This window comes from Stenotrophomonas sp. STEN035, from assembly GCF_056759935.1.
The window spans coordinates 110,178-127,057 of the sequence record NZ_JBRRDY010000006.1; the positions used below are offsets into that span (position 1 = coordinate 110,178).

Genomic DNA, 16,880 nt, shown 5'->3' on the forward strand with positions numbered 1-16,880 from the left:
TGCCAACAGAGCGTATCGACTTGGTTTTCCGGATAAAGCCGGTCATTCTGACTTCACTTGTCGGCATATCCGGACAATTGCCATGGATCGTATCGAGCTGTACCGCGTCTTCGTGCGGGTAGTGGACTGCGTCGGCTTCACCCGCGCCGCCGACCAGCTCAAGCTGCCGCGCTCCACCGTGTCCGAGGCAGTCCGCACGCTGGAGCAGCGGCTCGGCACGCGCCTACTCCACCGCACCACCCGCCGGGTCACGCCAACTCAGGATGGGTTGCTGTTCCATGCCCGCTGCCAGCAGTTGATCGCCGACGCGGACGAGGCCGAGCAGTTGTTCCGGCAATCACCGCAAGCGCTCACTGGGCGGATCAAGGTGGACGTGCCCGGCCGCATCGGTCGCCTGATCATCGCTCCGGCATTGCCCACCTTCCTGCAGGCGTTTCCGCAGATCGACGTCGAACTGGGCATGACCGATCGCAGCATCGATCTGATCGAGGACGGCGTGGATTGCGCGTTGCGGGTAGGTCCGTTGCAGGACTCACGGCTGGTGGCGCGCAGCATGGGCCAGCTGCCGCTGATCAATGTGGCCAGTCCTGCATATGTGGAGCGGCATGGCCTTCCCACCCATCCCTCGCAGCTGGGTACACACTGGGGCGTGCTGTATGCCTCGCCCGGCAACGGCCGGGTGGAAGCCTGGGAGTGGCGCGAAAACGGCGTCCTGCGCAGCCAACCCTTGGCGGGGCGGGTCACCGTCAGCAGTGCCGAGGCCTATATCGCCTGCTGCATCGCCGGCTTGGGGATGATCCAGATACCTGTCTATGACGTGCGCGCCGAGCTGGCGGCTGGCAGCCTGCTGGAAGTGATGCCTGCGTATCGCGCCGATCCAATGCCGATGCATCTGCTGTTTCCGCACCGCCGCCATCCTTCGCAGCGACTGCGGGTATTCGTAGATTGGATGCAGCGGGTGTTGGTGGAAGTGGCTGGGTGATTGGATGCTTTGCCTGCTCGCGGGCAAAAGCGTACCCCTCCCCCTCCCTCCCCTTCGCTGTGCGAAAGGGAGGGAGTAAGCCCGCGTCCTTCTGGCAACAGGCGGAGGGGTAGGGTTGGGTGGGGTGAGCTGTTCGCAGAAATCCCAAATAAATCGCCAGTCCATGCCTAAAGTCACTACCGCTAAAAACACCTGACCGCAAAAATCGAACAGTTCGCAGAACACCGCGAAGCCACCGTCGTTTGTTGCCGTAGCGCCCGCCTCGCGGGCCTTGCCCCGTGGAGAGCAGCCTTGCAGAGACGTGACTTCCTAGCCCTGACCGGGCTTACCGCTGGCGGCCTGATGGTGCCGTCCTTCTTCGGCAAGGCCATCGCCGCCGAACAACTGTTGACCGTGCTCGATCCGGCCATCAAGAAGCGCCTGGCCGATGACGCGCTCAATGCAGCACGCGCCGCCGGTGCCACTTATTGCGACGTGCGCATCGGCCGCTACCTGCGCCAGTTCGTGATCACCCGCGAGGACAAAGTCCAGAACGTGGTGAATACCGAATCCACCGGCACCGGCATCCGCGTCATCGTCAACGGTGCCTGGGGCTTTGCCGCCACCAATGACCTGAGCCCGGCCGGCGTGGTCAAGGCCGCACAGCAGGCCGCCGCCATCGCCAAGGCCAATGCCAAGGTGCAGACCGCACCGGTGCAGTTCGCCAAGGCACCGGGTTACGGCGAGGTCAGCTGGCGCACGCCGATCAAGAAGAACGCGATGGAAGTGCCGATCAAGGACAAGGCCGATCTGCTGCTGGGCGTGAATGCCGCCGCCCTCGGTGCCGGCGCCAGCTTCGTCAACTCCATGCTGTTCCTGGTCAACGAGCAGAAGTACTTCGCTTCCACCGACGGCTCCTACATCGACCAGGACGTGCACCGCATCTGGGCACCGATGACGGTCACCGCCATCGACAAGGCCAGCGGCAAGTTCCGTACCCGCGCAGGTCTGTCCTCGCCGATGGGCCTGGGCTACGAATACCTGGATGGCGATGCCTCCGGCAAGACCGTGCTGCCCAACGGCGTCACCGTCTACGGCCAGTCCTATGACATGCGCGAAGACGCCATCGCCGCCGCCAAGCAGACGCAGGAAAAGCTCAAGGCACCGTCGGTCAAGCCGGGCAAGTACGATCTGATTCTGGATCCGTCGCACACCTGGCTGACCATCCACGAAGCCGTCGGCCATCCGCTGGAACTGGATCGCGTGCTCGGTTACGAAGCCAACTACGCCGGTACCAGCTTCGCCACCCTGGACAAGCGCGAGGCGCGCTTCCAGTACGGCAGCGACAAGGTCAACATCTTCGCCGACAAGACCCAACCGGGTTCGCTCGGTGCCGTTGCCTACGACGACGAAGGCGTGAAGACCAAGCGCTGGCCGCTGATCAGCGACGGCAAGCTGGTCGACTACCAGACCATCCGCGATCAGGCGCATATCCTCGGCAAGACCGAGTCCGATGGTTGCTGCTATGCCGACTCCTGGTCCAGCGTGCAGTTCCAGCGCATGGCCAATGTGTCGCTGGCGCCGGGCAAGACCCCGTTGTCGGTGGCCGACATGATCAAGAACGTCGAGAACGGCATCTACATCATCGGCGACGGTTCGTTCTCCATCGACCAGCAGCGCTACAACGCGCAGTTCGGTGGCCAGCTGTTCTATGAAATCAAGAACGGACAGATCACCCGCATGCTCGAGGACGTCGCCTACCAGATCCGCACACCGGAATTCTGGAACGCCTGCAGCGCCATCGCCGACGAACGCGACTACCGCCTGGGCGGTTCGTTCTTCGACGGCAAGGGCCAACCGGGCCAGGTCTCGGCCGTGTCGCACGGCTCGTCCACCGCCCGTTTCGACGGCATCAACGTCATCAATACCGCGCGCAGCCTCGGCTGATCGTCAAGGAGCTTTTGAACCATGATCATCTTCACCGAACAGGAAGCCAAGACCATCCTGGACAAGGTCATCGCGCTGTCCAAGGCCGATGAATGCACTGCCACGCTGGCCGGCTCGGTCGACGGCAACATCCGTTTCGCGCTGAACAACGTCTCCACCAGCGGCATCGTCAGCAATGCAGAACTCGCCGTGCAGGTTGCCTTCGGCAAGCGCGTTGGCACCGCCTCGATCAACGAGTTCGACGACGCTTCGCTGGAGCGCGTGGTGCGCCGTGCCGAAGACCTGGCCAAGCTGGCGCCGGAGAACCCGGAATTCATGCCGGCCATCGGCAAGCAGCAATACCGTTCGAGCCCGACCTTCAGCGAATCGACCGCGGCAATCACCCCGGAATTCCGCGCCCAGGTGGCTGCTGACTCTATCACCCCGTGCCGCGGCCACGGCCTGATCGCTGCTGGCTTCCTGGAAGACGGCAACGGCTTCGTCGCCATCGCCAACAGCAATGGCAACTTCGGTTACCAGAAGACCACCAACTTCAATTACACCTGCACCGTGCGCACCGAAGACGGCCGCGGCTCGGGCTGGGTTGGTCGCAACCTCGCCAATGCTGCCGACTTCAAGGCCGACCAGGACATCGAGATCGCCAAGCGCAAGGCCACCGAATCGGCCGAAGCCAAGGCACTGGAGCCGGGCAAGTACACGGTGATCCTGGAGCCGGCAGCCGCTGCTGGCCTGATCAGCTTCATGATGAATTTCTTCAGCGCACGCTCGGCAGATGAAGGCCGCAGCTTCCTGTCCAAGAAGGGCGGCGGCAACAAGCTGGGTGAGCAGGTCTACGACAGCAAGGTCAACCTGTTCGCCGATCCGTGGCATCCGGACGCAGCGGTGCTGCCGTGGGATGGCGAAGGCCTGCCGCGCGAACGTATCGCCATCATCGAGGACGGCAAGGTCGCCAACCTGGATTACTCGCGCTACTGGGCACAGAAGCAGGGCAAGACGGCCAAGGCCAGCGCCGGCAACCTGCTGATGAGCGGCGGAACCAAATCGATTGCCGAACTGGTGCGTGGCACCGAGAAAGGCATCCTGGTCACCCGCACCTGGTACATCCGCATGGTCGACCCGCAGACCGTGCTGCTGACCGGCCTGACCCGTGACGGTACCTTCTACATCGAGAACGGCCAGATCAAGCACCCGGTGAAGAATTTCCGCTTCAACGAATCGCCGGTGATCATGCTCAACAACATCGATGAACTGGGCAAGCCGGTGCGTGTGGCTGGTGATGAGTCGAGCTTCGTGATGATGATCCCGCCGATGAAGCTGCGTGATTTCACGTTTACGTCGTTGTCGGATGCGGTGTAAGGGCTTTTAGCTTTTAGCTTTTAGCTTTTAGCTTTTAGCTTTTAGCTTTGGCTCTTTGCTTTGGCTCTTTGCTTTGGCTTTGGCTTTTGGCTTTGGCTTTTGGCTTTAGCAGTTGCAGTTGCTTCATCCCTTCTCCCGCCTGCGGGAGAAGGTGCCCCGAAAGGGGCGGATGAGGGGAGCTTTTGCTCTACGTGCTTCAAGAGCGCCCTCCCCCCAACCCCTCTCCCGCGTGCGGGAGAGGGGCTCCAGTACTTCGAGATTTTCGCCCTTGTCCCCACCCCGTCTGACGCGAGCGCAATTCCTTCACCTGCTGCTGGGCGGCGCGGTGAGCGCCGCCTTGCCGGGCATCGCAAGCGCGCAGGCCAGCCGCTACGACTTCTGGTTCACCCGCCTGCGCTACGACTCCGGTGACTGGGACGTGGACGCGCGCATGCCGTCCAACCTGATCACCTCGCTGGTCGATTACACAACGCTGCGCGTGGACCCAAAGGAACACGTCATCGCGCTGTCCGACCCGAAGATGCTGGCCGCACCGTTCTGCTACCTGGCTGGGCACAAGCTGGTCGAGTTCAATCCGGAAGAACGCCGCAACTTCGAGCGCTATGTGCGCAACGGCGGCTTCGTCTTCGTCGACGACTGCAACCACGACATCGACGGCCTGTTCGCAACCTCCTTCGAAGCACAGATGCGCAGCATCTTCGGCGCCAGCGCAATGAAGAAACTGCCCAACACCCACGCCATCTACAACAGCTTCTTCAAGTTCCCCGAAGGCCCACCAGCCACCGGTTTCGAACTCAACGGCTGGGGTGATGACCTGGTCCACGACTACCTCAAGGGCATCGAGATCGATGGCCGGCTGGGCGTGCTCTACAGCAACAAGGACTACGGTTGCGAATGGGACTACGACTGGCGCAACAAACGCTTCCTGGCCGAAGACAACACCAAGTTCGGCGTGAACATCGTGATGTACGCACTGACGCACTGACCCCACAGGTGACCGCATGACCGCCCCCGATCTGGACTCTCTGCTGCCGCGCTTGAACGAGCTGCGCAGCGCGCTCGCACAGGCCGTGGTTGGCCAGCACGAGGTTGTCGAACAACTGCTGATCGGCCTGCTGGCCGGCGGCCATTGCCTGCTCGAAGGTGCGCCCGGCCTCGGCAAGACCCTGCTGGTACGCTCGCTCGGGCAAGCGCTTGAGCTGCAGTTCCGGCGCGTGCAGTTCACCCCCGACCTGATGCCCAGCGACATCCTCGGTACCGAGCTGCTGGAAGAAGACCATGGCACCGGCAAGCGCGCGTTCCGCTTCCAGCAAGGGCCGATCTTCACCAACCTGCTGCTGGCCGACGAACTCAACCGCACCCCACCCAAGACCCAGGCCGCGCTGCTGGAAGCGATGCAGGAACGCACCGTCAGCTACGCCGGCACCACCTATGCCCTGCCCTCGCTGTTCTTCGTGCTGGCCACGCAGAACCCGATCGAGCAGGCAGGTACCTATCCGCTGCCGGAAGCCCAGCTGGACCGCTTCCTGCTGCATGTGCGCGTCGACTACCCGAGCGAAACCGAAGAACGCGACATCCTCGCCCAGACCACCGGCAGCCACAGCGGCGCCGTGCCCAAGGTGATGGATGCCGAAGCGGTAAAGGCACTGCAGGCCGCCGTGCGTGAAGTGCATATCAGCCCGGGCCTGCTGAGCTGGATCACCCGCTTGGTCCGCGCCAGCCGCCCTGGCGACGGCGCACCTGCCGAAGTAAACAACTGGATCAAATGGGGCGCCGGCCCGCGCGCCGGTCAGTCACTGGTGCTCGCCGCCAAGGCACGCGCCCTGCTGCAGGGCCGCTTCGCCGCCACCCGCGAGGATGTGCAGGCCTTGGCGGCACCGGTGATGCGCCATCGCCTGCTGTTGTCGTTCGCTGCCGAGGCCGAGCACAAGAGTGCCGATGACGTAATCGCCGCGCTGCTGCGTGCGGTGCCGTTCCCGGCCTGATTCGCAACGTTCGAACACCATGAGCGCTCCCACGCCACCGCTGATCCCCGCCGATGTGCGCAGTCGCCTGCGCAGCCTAAGACTGTGGCCGCAGCGGGCCAGTGGCGGCCGTGGCATCGGCGCACATGCCAGCCGCAGCCGCGGTGCCGGCTTGGAATTCGCGCAATACCGCGCCTACGAGCCAGGCGATGAGCTGCGGCAGATCGACTGGAAGCTTTATGCGCGCTCGGACCGTTTCTTCGTGCGCGAGTCCGAACGCGAAAGCCCGATCACCGTGTGGCTGCTGCTCGATGCCAGCGCCTCGATGGCACAGGCCGATCAGGCACGGCCCGACTGGCAGCGCCTGGACGCGGCCAAGGCACTGGTCGCCTGCCTCGCCGAGCTGGCGATGCAGCAAGGCGATGCCTTCGGCCTGATCGCACTCGGCGGTGATGGCGTGCAGTTGCTGCCGACCGGAAACGGCCTGCGCCAACGTGATCGGCTGCACCTGCAGCTGCATGCGTTGAAGGCTGCAGGGCAATGGCCGCCACAACAGAAGCTGTCGCCATTGTGGGAACGCATCTCCAGCAACGACCTGGTGGTGATGATCGGCGACGGCTTTGATGCAGCGGGCATCGAACTAGCCGAGCGCCTGGCAAAGGCCGGCCGCGACGTCGTACACCTGCAGCTGTTGACGGTGGAGGAACGCGATTTTCCGTTCCGCGATGGCCATCGCTTCCGCGACCCGGAAACCAGCGATGAGCTGCTCAGTGATGGCGCAACGGTGCGCGGCGAATACCTCGCCCGCTTCAAGGAAGCACAACGTGTGTTGGATGCGCGGCTGCAGGCCGCCGGTATCCGCCATGACACCGCCTATCTCGATGAAACCATCGATGCACCCTTGAAACGTCTGTTCGGGCGCCGTACCGGGAGCGGCTCATGAGCCTGCTGTGGCTGTTCCCGGCCGGTTTCCTGGCATTGGCAGCACTGCTGCTGCCGCTGCTCATCCACCTCGCCCGCCGCAGCGAGCAGCGCATCATCGACTTCGCCGCGCTGCGCTGGCTGTCGGCCAAACCACGTCCGCGCCGCCGCATCCGCTTCGACGAATGGCCGCTGCTGGTGCTGCGCCTGCTGCTGCTTGCCTTGCTGGCGATGCTGTTGGCACGGCCGGCATTGACCGGTGTGCTTGATACGCAGCCGCGCATCGCCGTATTGCCCGGTGTTGATCTTGCCGCGGCCCAACGCAGCGTTGGCAGTGCCGATGCGCAGTGGTTGTGGCTGGCAGCGGGCTTCCCATCCATCGACAAGACTGCAGCTCCGCAGGACTCGGAGCCACTGTCCAGCCTGTTGCGTGAGCTGGACGCCTCGCTGCCAGCTGATGCTGCACTCACCGTGGTTGTCCCGTCGGTACTCGATGGGCTGGATGCGCAACGGCCACAGCTCTCGCGTACGGTGCACTGGCAGGTGCTGGAGCAGAATGCTGCCGCCACCAAGCCAGTCGTCATTGCCGCGCCTGAACTGCAGATCCGTCACGACGAAGCTGGCAAGCAAGGCATGCGCTATCTCAATGCGGTTGCCAGCGCATGGCGTGGAACCAAACCAGAGACGGCAGACGACAGCGTCGCCTTCAGCAAAGACGACAGGCTGCGCGTCTGGCTGACGGCCAAGCCGCTAACGGCCGATACAAGCGAATGGCTGCAACGCGGCGGCCGCCTGCTGGTAGATGCACGCACGCCGGTTCCCGCCGACGCCCAACGCACGCCGCTATGGCGCGATACCAACGGCGTACTGGTCATTGAACAGATCAGCACGCCACAAGGCCAATGGCTGCGCTGGGCGGCGCAGCTGCAGCCGGCAAGCCTGCCTGTTTTGCTTGATGCGGATTTCCCGAGCGACCTGCGCGCCGTGCTGCAGGCTGCGCCCACGCCACGGCGCGCGCCTGCAGCGACCATGCAGCCGAGCACCGGCGCTACGCCGTATCCGCAGCCCGCAACCGAGCTGAGCCACTGGCTGCTATTGGCAATCGCCCTGTTGTTCCTGCTTGAGCGCTGGCTGGCCAGTGCACCGCGCGGACGAGGCCAGGCATGAGCGCGTCTTCTCTGCTGCGCGCCGCACGCCGACGCACGCTGCTGATTGCCTTGTCAGGCGGCCTGCCCTTGGCCCTGGCTGTCAGTTTGCTGGCCACGCGCGTGCTCGGCTTCGATGCAGGTTACATCATCGGCACGCTTGCCTTGCTTGTGGTCGCAGGTATCGCGGTCTGGCGTGCGCGGCGGCTGGATGCGCGCTGGCTGGTCGCACGTCTGAACGATCATCCGCGCTTCGAAGACAGCGCCGATCTGCTGTTCGCTGCAGCGTCCACGCTCAACCCACTGCAGCAACGCCAGCGCCGTCATATCGAGCAGCGCCTGCAAAGCAATCCGCCAGACCTGCGTCCTCGCTGGCCTTTGCCACGCCTGTTGCTGTGCTTTCTGGTTGCCGTGCTGATAGCGGCGGCTGCACTGCTATGGCCGCGCGGTGTGGTCAATGCACCCGCTGGTGCTGATGTAAGCCAGGCTGGCAGCGTCGCGGCGAACAGCGCGCCCACATTGCGCGGCAGCTGGCTGCAGATCACGCCCCCGGCGTACAGCGGCCAGGCAGCAAGCTCCGGCGACAAACTCGATGCAGGCGCCCTGCAAGGCAGCCGCCTACAGTGGCGTCTGCAGTTCGCACCGCAGCCGCAGCACGCGTGGCTGCAGTTCCACGACGGCCGCCGGCTGGCATTGCAGCGCGATGGCGATTACTGGCGCGCTAGCGAGGTGTTGCAGCGTGCGGGCCTGTACCGCATCCAGACCGAACCGGCGATGGCAGCCGCCGGACGCGCCTATCGCCTCGATGTGGTGGTGGACCGTCCGCCGCAGGTCAAGGTGATCGAGCCAGCGCAGACACTCAACCAGGCAGCACCGCGTCAGCGCTCGTGGCAACTGCGTTTTGAAGCCAGCGATGATTTCGGCGTGAACAGCGCCGCGACGCTGGATATCACCACCGCAAAAGGCAGCGGCGAGAACATCACTTTCCAGCAGCGCCAGCTGACACTGAGCGGCAGCGGCCCGGCGACGGCGCGACGCTTTGCCTACAGCGCCGACCTGGCTGCACTAGGCCTTGAGCCGGGTGACGAAGTAGTCGCGCGGCTTACCGTGCGTGACAACCGCAACCCGCAGCCGCAGGACGCACGCAGCGCCAGCCTGATCCTGCGCCTGCCCAGCGAACAGCAGGTGCAGGCCAGCGATCTGGAAGGCGCGATCAAGAAGGTGATGCCGGCCTACTTCCGCAGCCAGCGGCAGATCATCATCGACGCCGAAGCGCTGCTCAAGCAGCGCGGCAGCCTCGATGCGGACACCTTCATCAAGCGCTCCGATGCGATCGGCGTGGACCAGCGCATCCTGCGCCTGCGTTACGGCCAGTTCCTCGGCGAGGAAGCCGAGGGTGGTGCGAAGGCACCGCCGACCGGCGACCTGCCTACCAGCGATGCCGCCAGCGCCGAAGGACATGCGGATCACGCCGATCATGCGGAAGATGATGGACACGGCCACGCCCACGGCGGCGCAGCTGAAAGCACACCGGTGTTCGGCAGCGCCACCGACGTGCTGTCCGAGTACGGCCATACCCACGACCATGCCGAGGCCGCCACCCTGCTCGATCCGCAGACCCGCGCCATCCTCAAGTCCGCGCTCGACCAGATGTGGCAGTCCGAGGGCCACCTGCGCCAGGGCCACCCGGACCAGGCGCTGCCTTACGCGTACAAAGCCCTGGCCTTCATCAAGCAGGTGCAGCAGGCCGAGCGTATCTATCTGGCGCGCGTGGGCAGTGAACTACCGTCCATCGACATGGCCCGGCGCATGACCGGCAAGCGCGATGGGCTTGGCAATCGCGCTGTGCAGCTGGCGGCGCGTCCAGCGGGTGATGCCGTCGTCGCCAATGCGTGGCATGCATTGGCATCCACCGACGAGAACATCGATCTTGATGCGTTGTCGCGTTGGCTGGATGCACACCCCAACGCCGTGCCCGATCCGCTGGACGTCGTCGCAGCGATAGACGCGCTGCGTCAGCAGCCCGATTGCCGCACATGCCGCAACGAACTGCGTGCGCAACTGTGGCCGGCCCTGCGTCGCACCGACGGGCCGCCCGCGCGCCGCAATGCAGCGGACGCCGCCGGTCGTCGCTACCTTGAAGCACTCTCGGCACCGCAGGAGCCAGCACGATGACGCCCTGGCTCCCGCTCGTCCTGATCGCACTGGCCGTCGCGCTGGGCAGCCTGCGCTTCGCGCTGTCGCCACGTCCGCGCACACCGCGGCTCGCCGCCTTGCTGTTGCTGCAGCTTGCCGCCGCTGCGTTGCTGTACCTCACCCTGTATCCACCATCACGCTCCGGTCGTGCTGGAACGCTGGTGGTTGCCACAGCCGGCGCAAGCACGGCGCAGGTTGCGGCGGTGCCGGCAGCAACGTACGTGCGCCTGCCGGAAGCAGCGGCGCTGGCGTCTGCGACGGCAGTGCCGGATCTTGCCACCGCGCTACGCCAGCACCCAGGCACACGTGAGCTGGTGATCGTCGGCCAGGGCCTGCCAGCACGTGATCGTGATAACGCGCTGCCGCCGCTGCGCTTTCTGCCCACGGCTGCACCGCGAGGGCTGGTGGAATTGCAGGCACCGCCGTTGCTCGCGCCAGGTGCAGCCTTCACCGTGCACAGCCGCGTGCAGGGCATGCCTGAAGTACGCGTGGAACTGCTGGACCCTGCCGCTCATCGTGTCGATATCAGCGCCACTGACGCAGCAGGCCGGGCGAGCTTGCGTGCCAGCGCGCGCGAACCCGGCGATGTGGTTTTCACGCTGCGCGTGTTGGATGCCGGCGGCAAGGTGCTGGACCAACTTCCGGTGCCCGTGCGTGTACGCGCAAGCACAGCTCCCAGCATCCGCGTGCTCGCCGGTGCCCCCGGCCCTGAACTGAAGTATCTGCAACGTTGGGGCAGCGATATCGGCGCAACGCTGCAGACCAGCATGTTGATCGGTGGCGGCCTGCAGATGGGCGATGCGCCGGCCTCTCTCGATGCTGCCAGTCTCGCCCGCCTGGACCTGCTGCTGCTTGATGAGCGCCGGCTTGCGGGCCTGTCATCCGCGCAGCGTGCGGCGATCACCGAGGCGATACGCGGCGGACTGGGTGTACTGGTCCGTACCAGCGGTTCCCTCGATGGCAGCGCTCGCCGCGCGCTGCGCGAATGGGGCCTGGAGGCACGCGGCGGCGATCAGACCAAGCCGGTCACGCTGCGCAGCCTTGTCGATGCCGAGCAGAACAAGGCTGTGCTCACAGTCGAGCGCTTCAATCTGGAATTCAGCAGCGCTGATGTGGTGCCCTTGTTGCGCGCCGCCGACGGCAGCGCGATAGGTGGCTGGCGCGCACTTGGCCTGGGCAGGGTTGGCGTACTGCCGATCACTGACAGCTATGCGCTGGTGCTCTCGGGCCATGCCGACGCACACGCCGAACTATGGAACGCCGCCTTGGCGAGCATGGCCCGATCGCTTCCGGATTCGCCCACGCTGCCATTGCCCGCCTGGGCCTGGAGTGGCGAACGCATCAGTCTTTGCGGGCTGACCGCTCCGGCGCAGATGGTCGCCGAGGACGGCAGCCGTACCGAACTACTGCCCGACCCTTCCGCTGGCAATTGTGCTGCGGCATGGCCACAGACGGCCGGATGGCACCGCGTTGAAGCAGGCGAACAGCAGCAGAGCATGCTGCTGTTGGATCCGGAGAAAGCAGTCGCATTGCATGCGCAACAGATGCGCGATGCGACGTTTGCATTGAGCGGCGGTGCTGTGCGTACAGCTCCACTGCCAATCCCGGGGCCGCGTTGGCCGTGGCTGCTGGGGTTTGTGCTTATCGCCTCCTTGCTTTGGTGGCTGGAGCGCAGGCGAACGGGTGGAGCGGCAGCGCAAGACTGAAGTGATTGATGGCTTGGAAAGCGCAACATCAACAGCGCCCCCTTCCGCCCCCCGCCTTCGCGGGGGCAGGCAAGTCAGCACATAACGTGTCGGAGCCCATGATCAGCCCCTCCCTTTGCCGTAGGTTGGGGAGGGGTGCCTTTCGCATCGGATTGCGATCACACCCAAGCGCAACCCATCCAGCAACACCTTGATCCCCATCACTGATTGACCTTCGATTTCACACACGCGCGGAACCGCTGCGGTAGAACCACACACGCAGGGGGTTCCAAGCTTGGGGGTCCTACCGATGATGCACCGTCATACCGCCGTGCTGCTGTCTGCCGTCATCACCAGTGCCGTAGTTGTTCCCGCACTTGCGCAAACCACGATCAAGGCACCTGTTGCCAACAACGAACAGGCGCTGGACATGCAGTTGAAAATGGAAGAAGCACGCATGCTGCCCTTGCGGGCGATGTACGCGCGCTACTTCCAGCAAGCGTATCGCCGCTATCCCGGCATCCCGCGTGGCACGCTGGAGTCGCTGGCGTTCGTGCAAAGCCGCTGGTCGCCATTGCAACCCGATGCACCTGACCAGGATCAAGCGCATCTGCGCATGCCACCCGCGTGGGGCGTGATGGGGTTGTATGCCGGTGGCGGCTTCGAGGACCAGGTTGGCGAAGCCGCCAAGCTGCTTGGCGTATCCACAACTGCCGTGCGCAACGACGCGGCAACCAATATCCTCGCGGCCGCTGCGTTGTTGGATGCACAGATCCGTCTGGACCATCCCGACGCCGGCACTGGCAGCGCGCCGGCACCTGAAGCAATCCGTCCCGCACTGATGCGCTACGCGGGCTATGCGCCCCGCGGCAGCAGCCTGGCTGCACGCAGCGCCGTCGACGACTACGCGCGCACCAGCTTTGCCTACGATGTGCTGCTGGCGCAGGATCGCGGGGTCAATGATCGCGGCATCGTCGTACCCGAGCGTGCGATCGTCTGGGAGTTGGCCTTCGACGCGCCGCAGCTGGTTACCTTGCGCGCACCGATGGTGCGCCTGGATGTAAGCAGGGACCGCGTCGAGACCGACGCCTTCCGTATCGACCCAATCAGCGAAACCCTGCAGGCAGGCAGCGCTGCCGCCAGAGACGCTGCCGTCAGCCTTGCGCTGGATGCCAGCATCCAGAGCACCGACTATGGCCCCGCGATCTGGAGTGCGGCCTCGACCTCCAACTACGCGGCATCACGCTCGGCAGCGATCAGTGCAGTGACCATCCACACCACGCAGGGCAGCTACGCCGGCACCATCTCCTGGTTCAAGAATGCCTCCGCGCAGGTCAGCGCGCACTATGTCATCCGTTCCTCCGATGGCCAGGTGACACAGATGGTGCGCAACGCCGATACCGCCTGGCACGTCGGCAGCCAGAACAGCTACACCCTAGGCATCGAACACGAAGGCTATGTCGACAACAGCTCCTGGTACACCAATGCCATGTATGACGCTTCGGCAGCACTGGTTCGCAACTTCTGTGCCACGTATAGCGCGATCAATTGCACCAGTGCGTATAGCGGCGCATCCAGCAGCGGCATCAACGTGTTGCCCACCAGCGTCAAGATCAAGGGCCACCAGCATTACAGCGGGCAGACGCATACCGACCCTGGCATCAACTGGAACTGGTCCAAGTACTACACGCTGCTGAATCCGGGCAGCGGTGGTGGCACCGGCACGGTCACCTACCTGGATCGCTTCGAGAGCAGCGTCGGCCATTTCGATACCAGCCCCGGTTACTCGGGTAGCACTACCGGTATTAGCACGGCATCCACTGCCACACGGGATTGCACCACGCAGAAGAACGGGAGCTGTTCGTTGCGGGTGCTGCTGAAGGACAACACCGCGAGCGCTGCCGACTGGGCGGTGCGTCTGCTGTCGGGAAGTGGTGCGCCTGCAAGCAATACCGCGCTGACCCGCGCCAATGGTGTCGTCGGGTTCTGGGTGTGGAGTGGCGGTACCGGAACCACGGTTGGCATCGGCATCGACGACAGTGATGGCACCGAGCGTTCAAGCAGCAAGGCTATCGCTGCCAATACCTGGACCTATGTGTCGTGGTCATTGAACGATGCGGCGCAGTGGAATGCGTGGGTGAATGGCAATGGGGCGATCACCGGCAGCAGTGTCTCGCTGGATGCGATATGGCTGTACCACGCCAACACTGCGTATGACCTCAATGTTTATATCGATGATGTGCAGATAGCGAATTGATCTGCCTGGGGCCGAGAGCCATATCTGTAGAGCGTAGCCATGCTGTGCTGTGGCTTTCCTTGTAAAGCCCCTGCCGAGCATGGCTCGGCACTACAGGTGCCGGCTGCTTCGCTTTTGCTTTAGTCCTTCTCCCGCTTGCGTGGTGAGAAGGGCAACTTGCGAACCACAGGTTCGCTGCCCGTCGAACGCCCTTGCGCCAGCGCAAGGGCCGGGGCGCGGAGCGAGGGTTGGGATGAGGGGGCTGTTGATCTTGCTGGTAAAGCCCCTGCCGAGCATGGCTCGGCACTACAGGAACTGCTTCGGCTGTAGCCCTTCTCCCGCTTGCGGGAGAAGGGTTGGGATGAGGGGAGGCTTTTGATCTTGCTGGTAAAGCCCCTGCCGAGCATGGCTCGGCACTACAGTTGCTTTGCTTTATTTGCGGGCGGTGAAGATCGGGGTCAGGTAGTCCGGCTTGCCCTCGATCCGCTCCAGCGTTGGGTAACGCAGGCCATCGTGGTAGTCGATGCTCAGCGTGCGGTAAACATCCACTTCCTTCACCAGCAGTCGCACCGGTTGCTTGCTGTCCTTGGCCGCACGCACAGCTTCCTCCAACTCGTCGGCGCTGTACTGCAGATCATTCACCGCCAGCACCTGCATGCCGGTGCCGACGCCGGCGTTGAACGCGGCGCTGTCCCAGCGCACTTCGTTGACATAACCGGCCGGGCTCAACGAGACACCCAGCGAGTAGATGAAGTTGGCACCACGGCCCTTCATCGTCGCCTTGAAGTACGCGCTGGGCTTGTCCTTGTAGACCAGCTTCCAGCCAGCTGCTTCAATGCCCCCAACCAGGCCGGTCCTGCGTTCGAGACGATCACGCAGGAACTGCGACCAGTCACCAGTCGGCTGCACCTGTTCCAGGGTCGCGGCGACGTCGTCGTAGGTATAGGTATCCGGACGCTCCCACTGACCGTCGTTCTGGCCGAAGAAGGCCTTGGCGAAATCGTCCAGGCTGCGCTTGCCACCGCTGAGCGTGCGCAGGCGCACGTCGGCTTCCAGCCACAGCATCTGTCCGCCCTGGTAGTAGTCCTCGCTCATCTGGTAGCCGCGATACGGCTTGGGCTTGCGGCGGGCGATCACCGGGTCGTTGGTGGTGTCGCCCAGCGAGCGCCATTCCAGACCGGGGCGGTTGTCCGCATAGGTCGCAGCAACCATCGCCAACGCATCACGAGAGGCATCCAGCGGACGGATACCCGCGCGCGCGGTCAGCACATTGCCCCAGTACTGGGTCTGCCCTTCGTAGACCCACAGCAGGCTGCCCTGCATCGGCACATTGTAGTTCAGCGTGGCCAGATCGGCCGGGCGACGGTACTTGCCGTCCCAGGAATGGGTGTACTCATGGCCGAGCAGATCGCTGCTGCCGACCTTGGCATCCCAACCACTGAAGTAATCGCGGTCTTCGCTGTTCTCGCTGGAGCGCTGGTGCTCAAGGCCGATGCCGCCAAGCTGGTTGGTCACGGCGAACAGGAAATCGTAGTGGTCGTAATGCTCGGCGCCGAACAGCTTGCGTGCCTGCGTCACCAGCGCGCGGTGTTGTTCGATGTGCTCGGGCTTGGCTTCAAGATCCTTTGCCCGGTCGGCAAACACGTTCAAGCGCACCGGGCGGGTACCGGCCGGGGCCAGATCGAACATGCGGTGGTAACGGCCGGCGAATACAGGCGAGTCGACCAGGATTTCCAGATTGGTCGGCGCATAGTTCACTGTGTCGCCGTTGCGGCTGGCCACCGTCAACGCGCTGGCCGCATCCCAGCCTTGCGGATAACGCGCGCTGGCCTGGTAAGTAATGGCATGCGCGGCGTGACCGGCCGGGTACAGCAGCATCGCGTTCCACTGCAGGTTGAGCATGTTCGGCGTCATCACCGTGCGGCCCTGCGCCGAATCGGTGGGGCTGAGGAACTGGAAGTCCATGCGCAGCTCATTGACGCCTTCAGGCACCTGCACGTTGAAGGTGTAGACATCGAGCGGGTCGCGTACCCATTCCAGACGCTGGCCGTTGGCGTTGATCACCAGCCCGGCCAGCTTTTCGATCTGGCCGCTGGGCGAATGGCTGCCCGGCAACCAGGCCGGGTAATGGAAGCGCTGCAGGCCCGGCTGCACGGGTACGGTCTGCCGCACCTTGAACACGCGCTGGCCCAGGTCGGTCGCGTCCACTTCGAGGCGGATGGTGCCCGGATACGCGGCTTCGCTGATCTTCACCCCGCGTGCGTCCACGTCAGCCACCGCCGGCGCCGCATTGGCCAAACCCATGGCGGCCATCAGGGCCAACCCCAGTACTGCAGGACGGAACACATGCATCACCAACCTCTCGCTTGTCTGAGAAGGCCATGATGCGACAAGCCTGTGGTGCATGACACGGGCCGATGGTCATCAACACCTCAGCGGTAGTGCCGAGCCATGCTCGGCAAGGGGCTC

Annotated in this window: 11 protein-coding genes; 10 read left to right on the forward strand and 1 reads right to left on the reverse strand. The window is 64.3% G+C overall.

Going from position 1 to position 16,880, the window contains the following annotated elements; genetic code table 11:
* The first annotated feature begins 82 nt into the window (after window positions 1-82).
* The 10 genes from ACVOLL_RS04915 to ACVOLL_RS04960 all read left to right on the forward strand — a co-directional run bounded on the left by ACVOLL_RS04915 (window position 83) and on the right by ACVOLL_RS04960 (window position 14,432).
* Entirely contained in the window at window positions 83-982 is a 900-nt protein-coding gene (locus ACVOLL_RS04915) for a LysR family transcriptional regulator (protein ID WP_481511869.1), read from the forward strand.
* A 291-nt stretch (window positions 983-1,273) separates the two neighbouring features.
* On the forward strand, window positions 1,274-2,908 hold the full coding sequence (locus ACVOLL_RS04920; protein ID WP_481511870.1) for a TldD/PmbA family protein: 1,635 nt from the start codon (window positions 1,274-1,276) through the stop codon (window positions 2,906-2,908).
* 21 nt (window positions 2,909-2,929) lie between these two features.
* A complete protein-coding gene (locus ACVOLL_RS04925) occupies window positions 2,930-4,264 on the forward strand; it encodes a TldD/PmbA family protein (RefSeq protein WP_481511871.1) in 1,335 nt (444 codons plus the stop codon).
* Window positions 4,265-4,547: 283 nt separating this feature from the next.
* Complete coding sequence (locus ACVOLL_RS04930; RefSeq protein ID WP_282266203.1) at window positions 4,548-5,249, forward strand: DUF4159 domain-containing protein; 702 nt, start codon at window positions 4,548-4,550, stop codon at window positions 5,247-5,249.
* A 16-nt stretch (window positions 5,250-5,265) separates the two neighbouring features.
* A complete protein-coding gene (locus tag ACVOLL_RS04935) occupies window positions 5,266-6,249 on the forward strand; it encodes an AAA family ATPase (protein ID WP_481511872.1) in 984 nt (327 codons plus the stop codon).
* 19 nt (window positions 6,250-6,268) lie between these two features.
* Window positions 6,269-7,171, forward strand: coding sequence for a DUF58 domain-containing protein (locus ACVOLL_RS04940; RefSeq protein WP_481511873.1), 903 nt, complete (start codon window positions 6,269-6,271; stop codon window positions 7,169-7,171).
* Entirely contained in the window at window positions 7,168-8,316 is a 1,149-nt protein-coding gene (locus ACVOLL_RS04945; protein ID WP_481511874.1) for a BatA domain-containing protein, read from the forward strand. Before ACVOLL_RS04940 ends, ACVOLL_RS04945 begins: the two co-directional genes overlap by 4 nt.
* A complete protein-coding gene (locus ACVOLL_RS04950; RefSeq protein ID WP_481511875.1) occupies window positions 8,313-10,469 on the forward strand; it encodes a hypothetical protein in 2,157 nt (718 codons plus the stop codon). The genes ACVOLL_RS04945 and ACVOLL_RS04950 overlap by 4 nt, the downstream gene beginning before the upstream one ends.
* Window positions 10,466-12,196 carry a carboxypeptidase regulatory-like domain-containing protein gene (locus tag ACVOLL_RS04955; RefSeq protein ID WP_481511876.1) on the forward strand — a complete coding sequence of 577 codons (1,731 nt, stop codon included), beginning with the start codon at window positions 10,466-10,468 and terminating at the stop codon, window positions 12,194-12,196. The genes ACVOLL_RS04950 and ACVOLL_RS04955 overlap by 4 nt, the downstream gene beginning before the upstream one ends.
* Window positions 12,197-12,485: 289 nt before the next feature.
* Window positions 12,486-14,432 (forward strand): N-acetylmuramoyl-L-alanine amidase, encoded by a 1,947-nt coding sequence (locus ACVOLL_RS04960; protein WP_481511877.1) that lies wholly within the window; start codon window positions 12,486-12,488, stop codon window positions 14,430-14,432.
* Window positions 14,433-14,843: 411 nt separating this feature from the next.
* Here the strand turns inward: ACVOLL_RS04960 and ACVOLL_RS04965 are convergent, their stop codons facing one another.
* Complete coding sequence (locus ACVOLL_RS04965; protein WP_481511878.1) at window positions 14,844-16,763, reverse strand: M61 family metallopeptidase; 1,920 nt, start codon at window positions 16,761-16,763, stop codon at window positions 14,844-14,846.
* Window positions 16,764-16,880 lie beyond the last annotated feature (117 nt).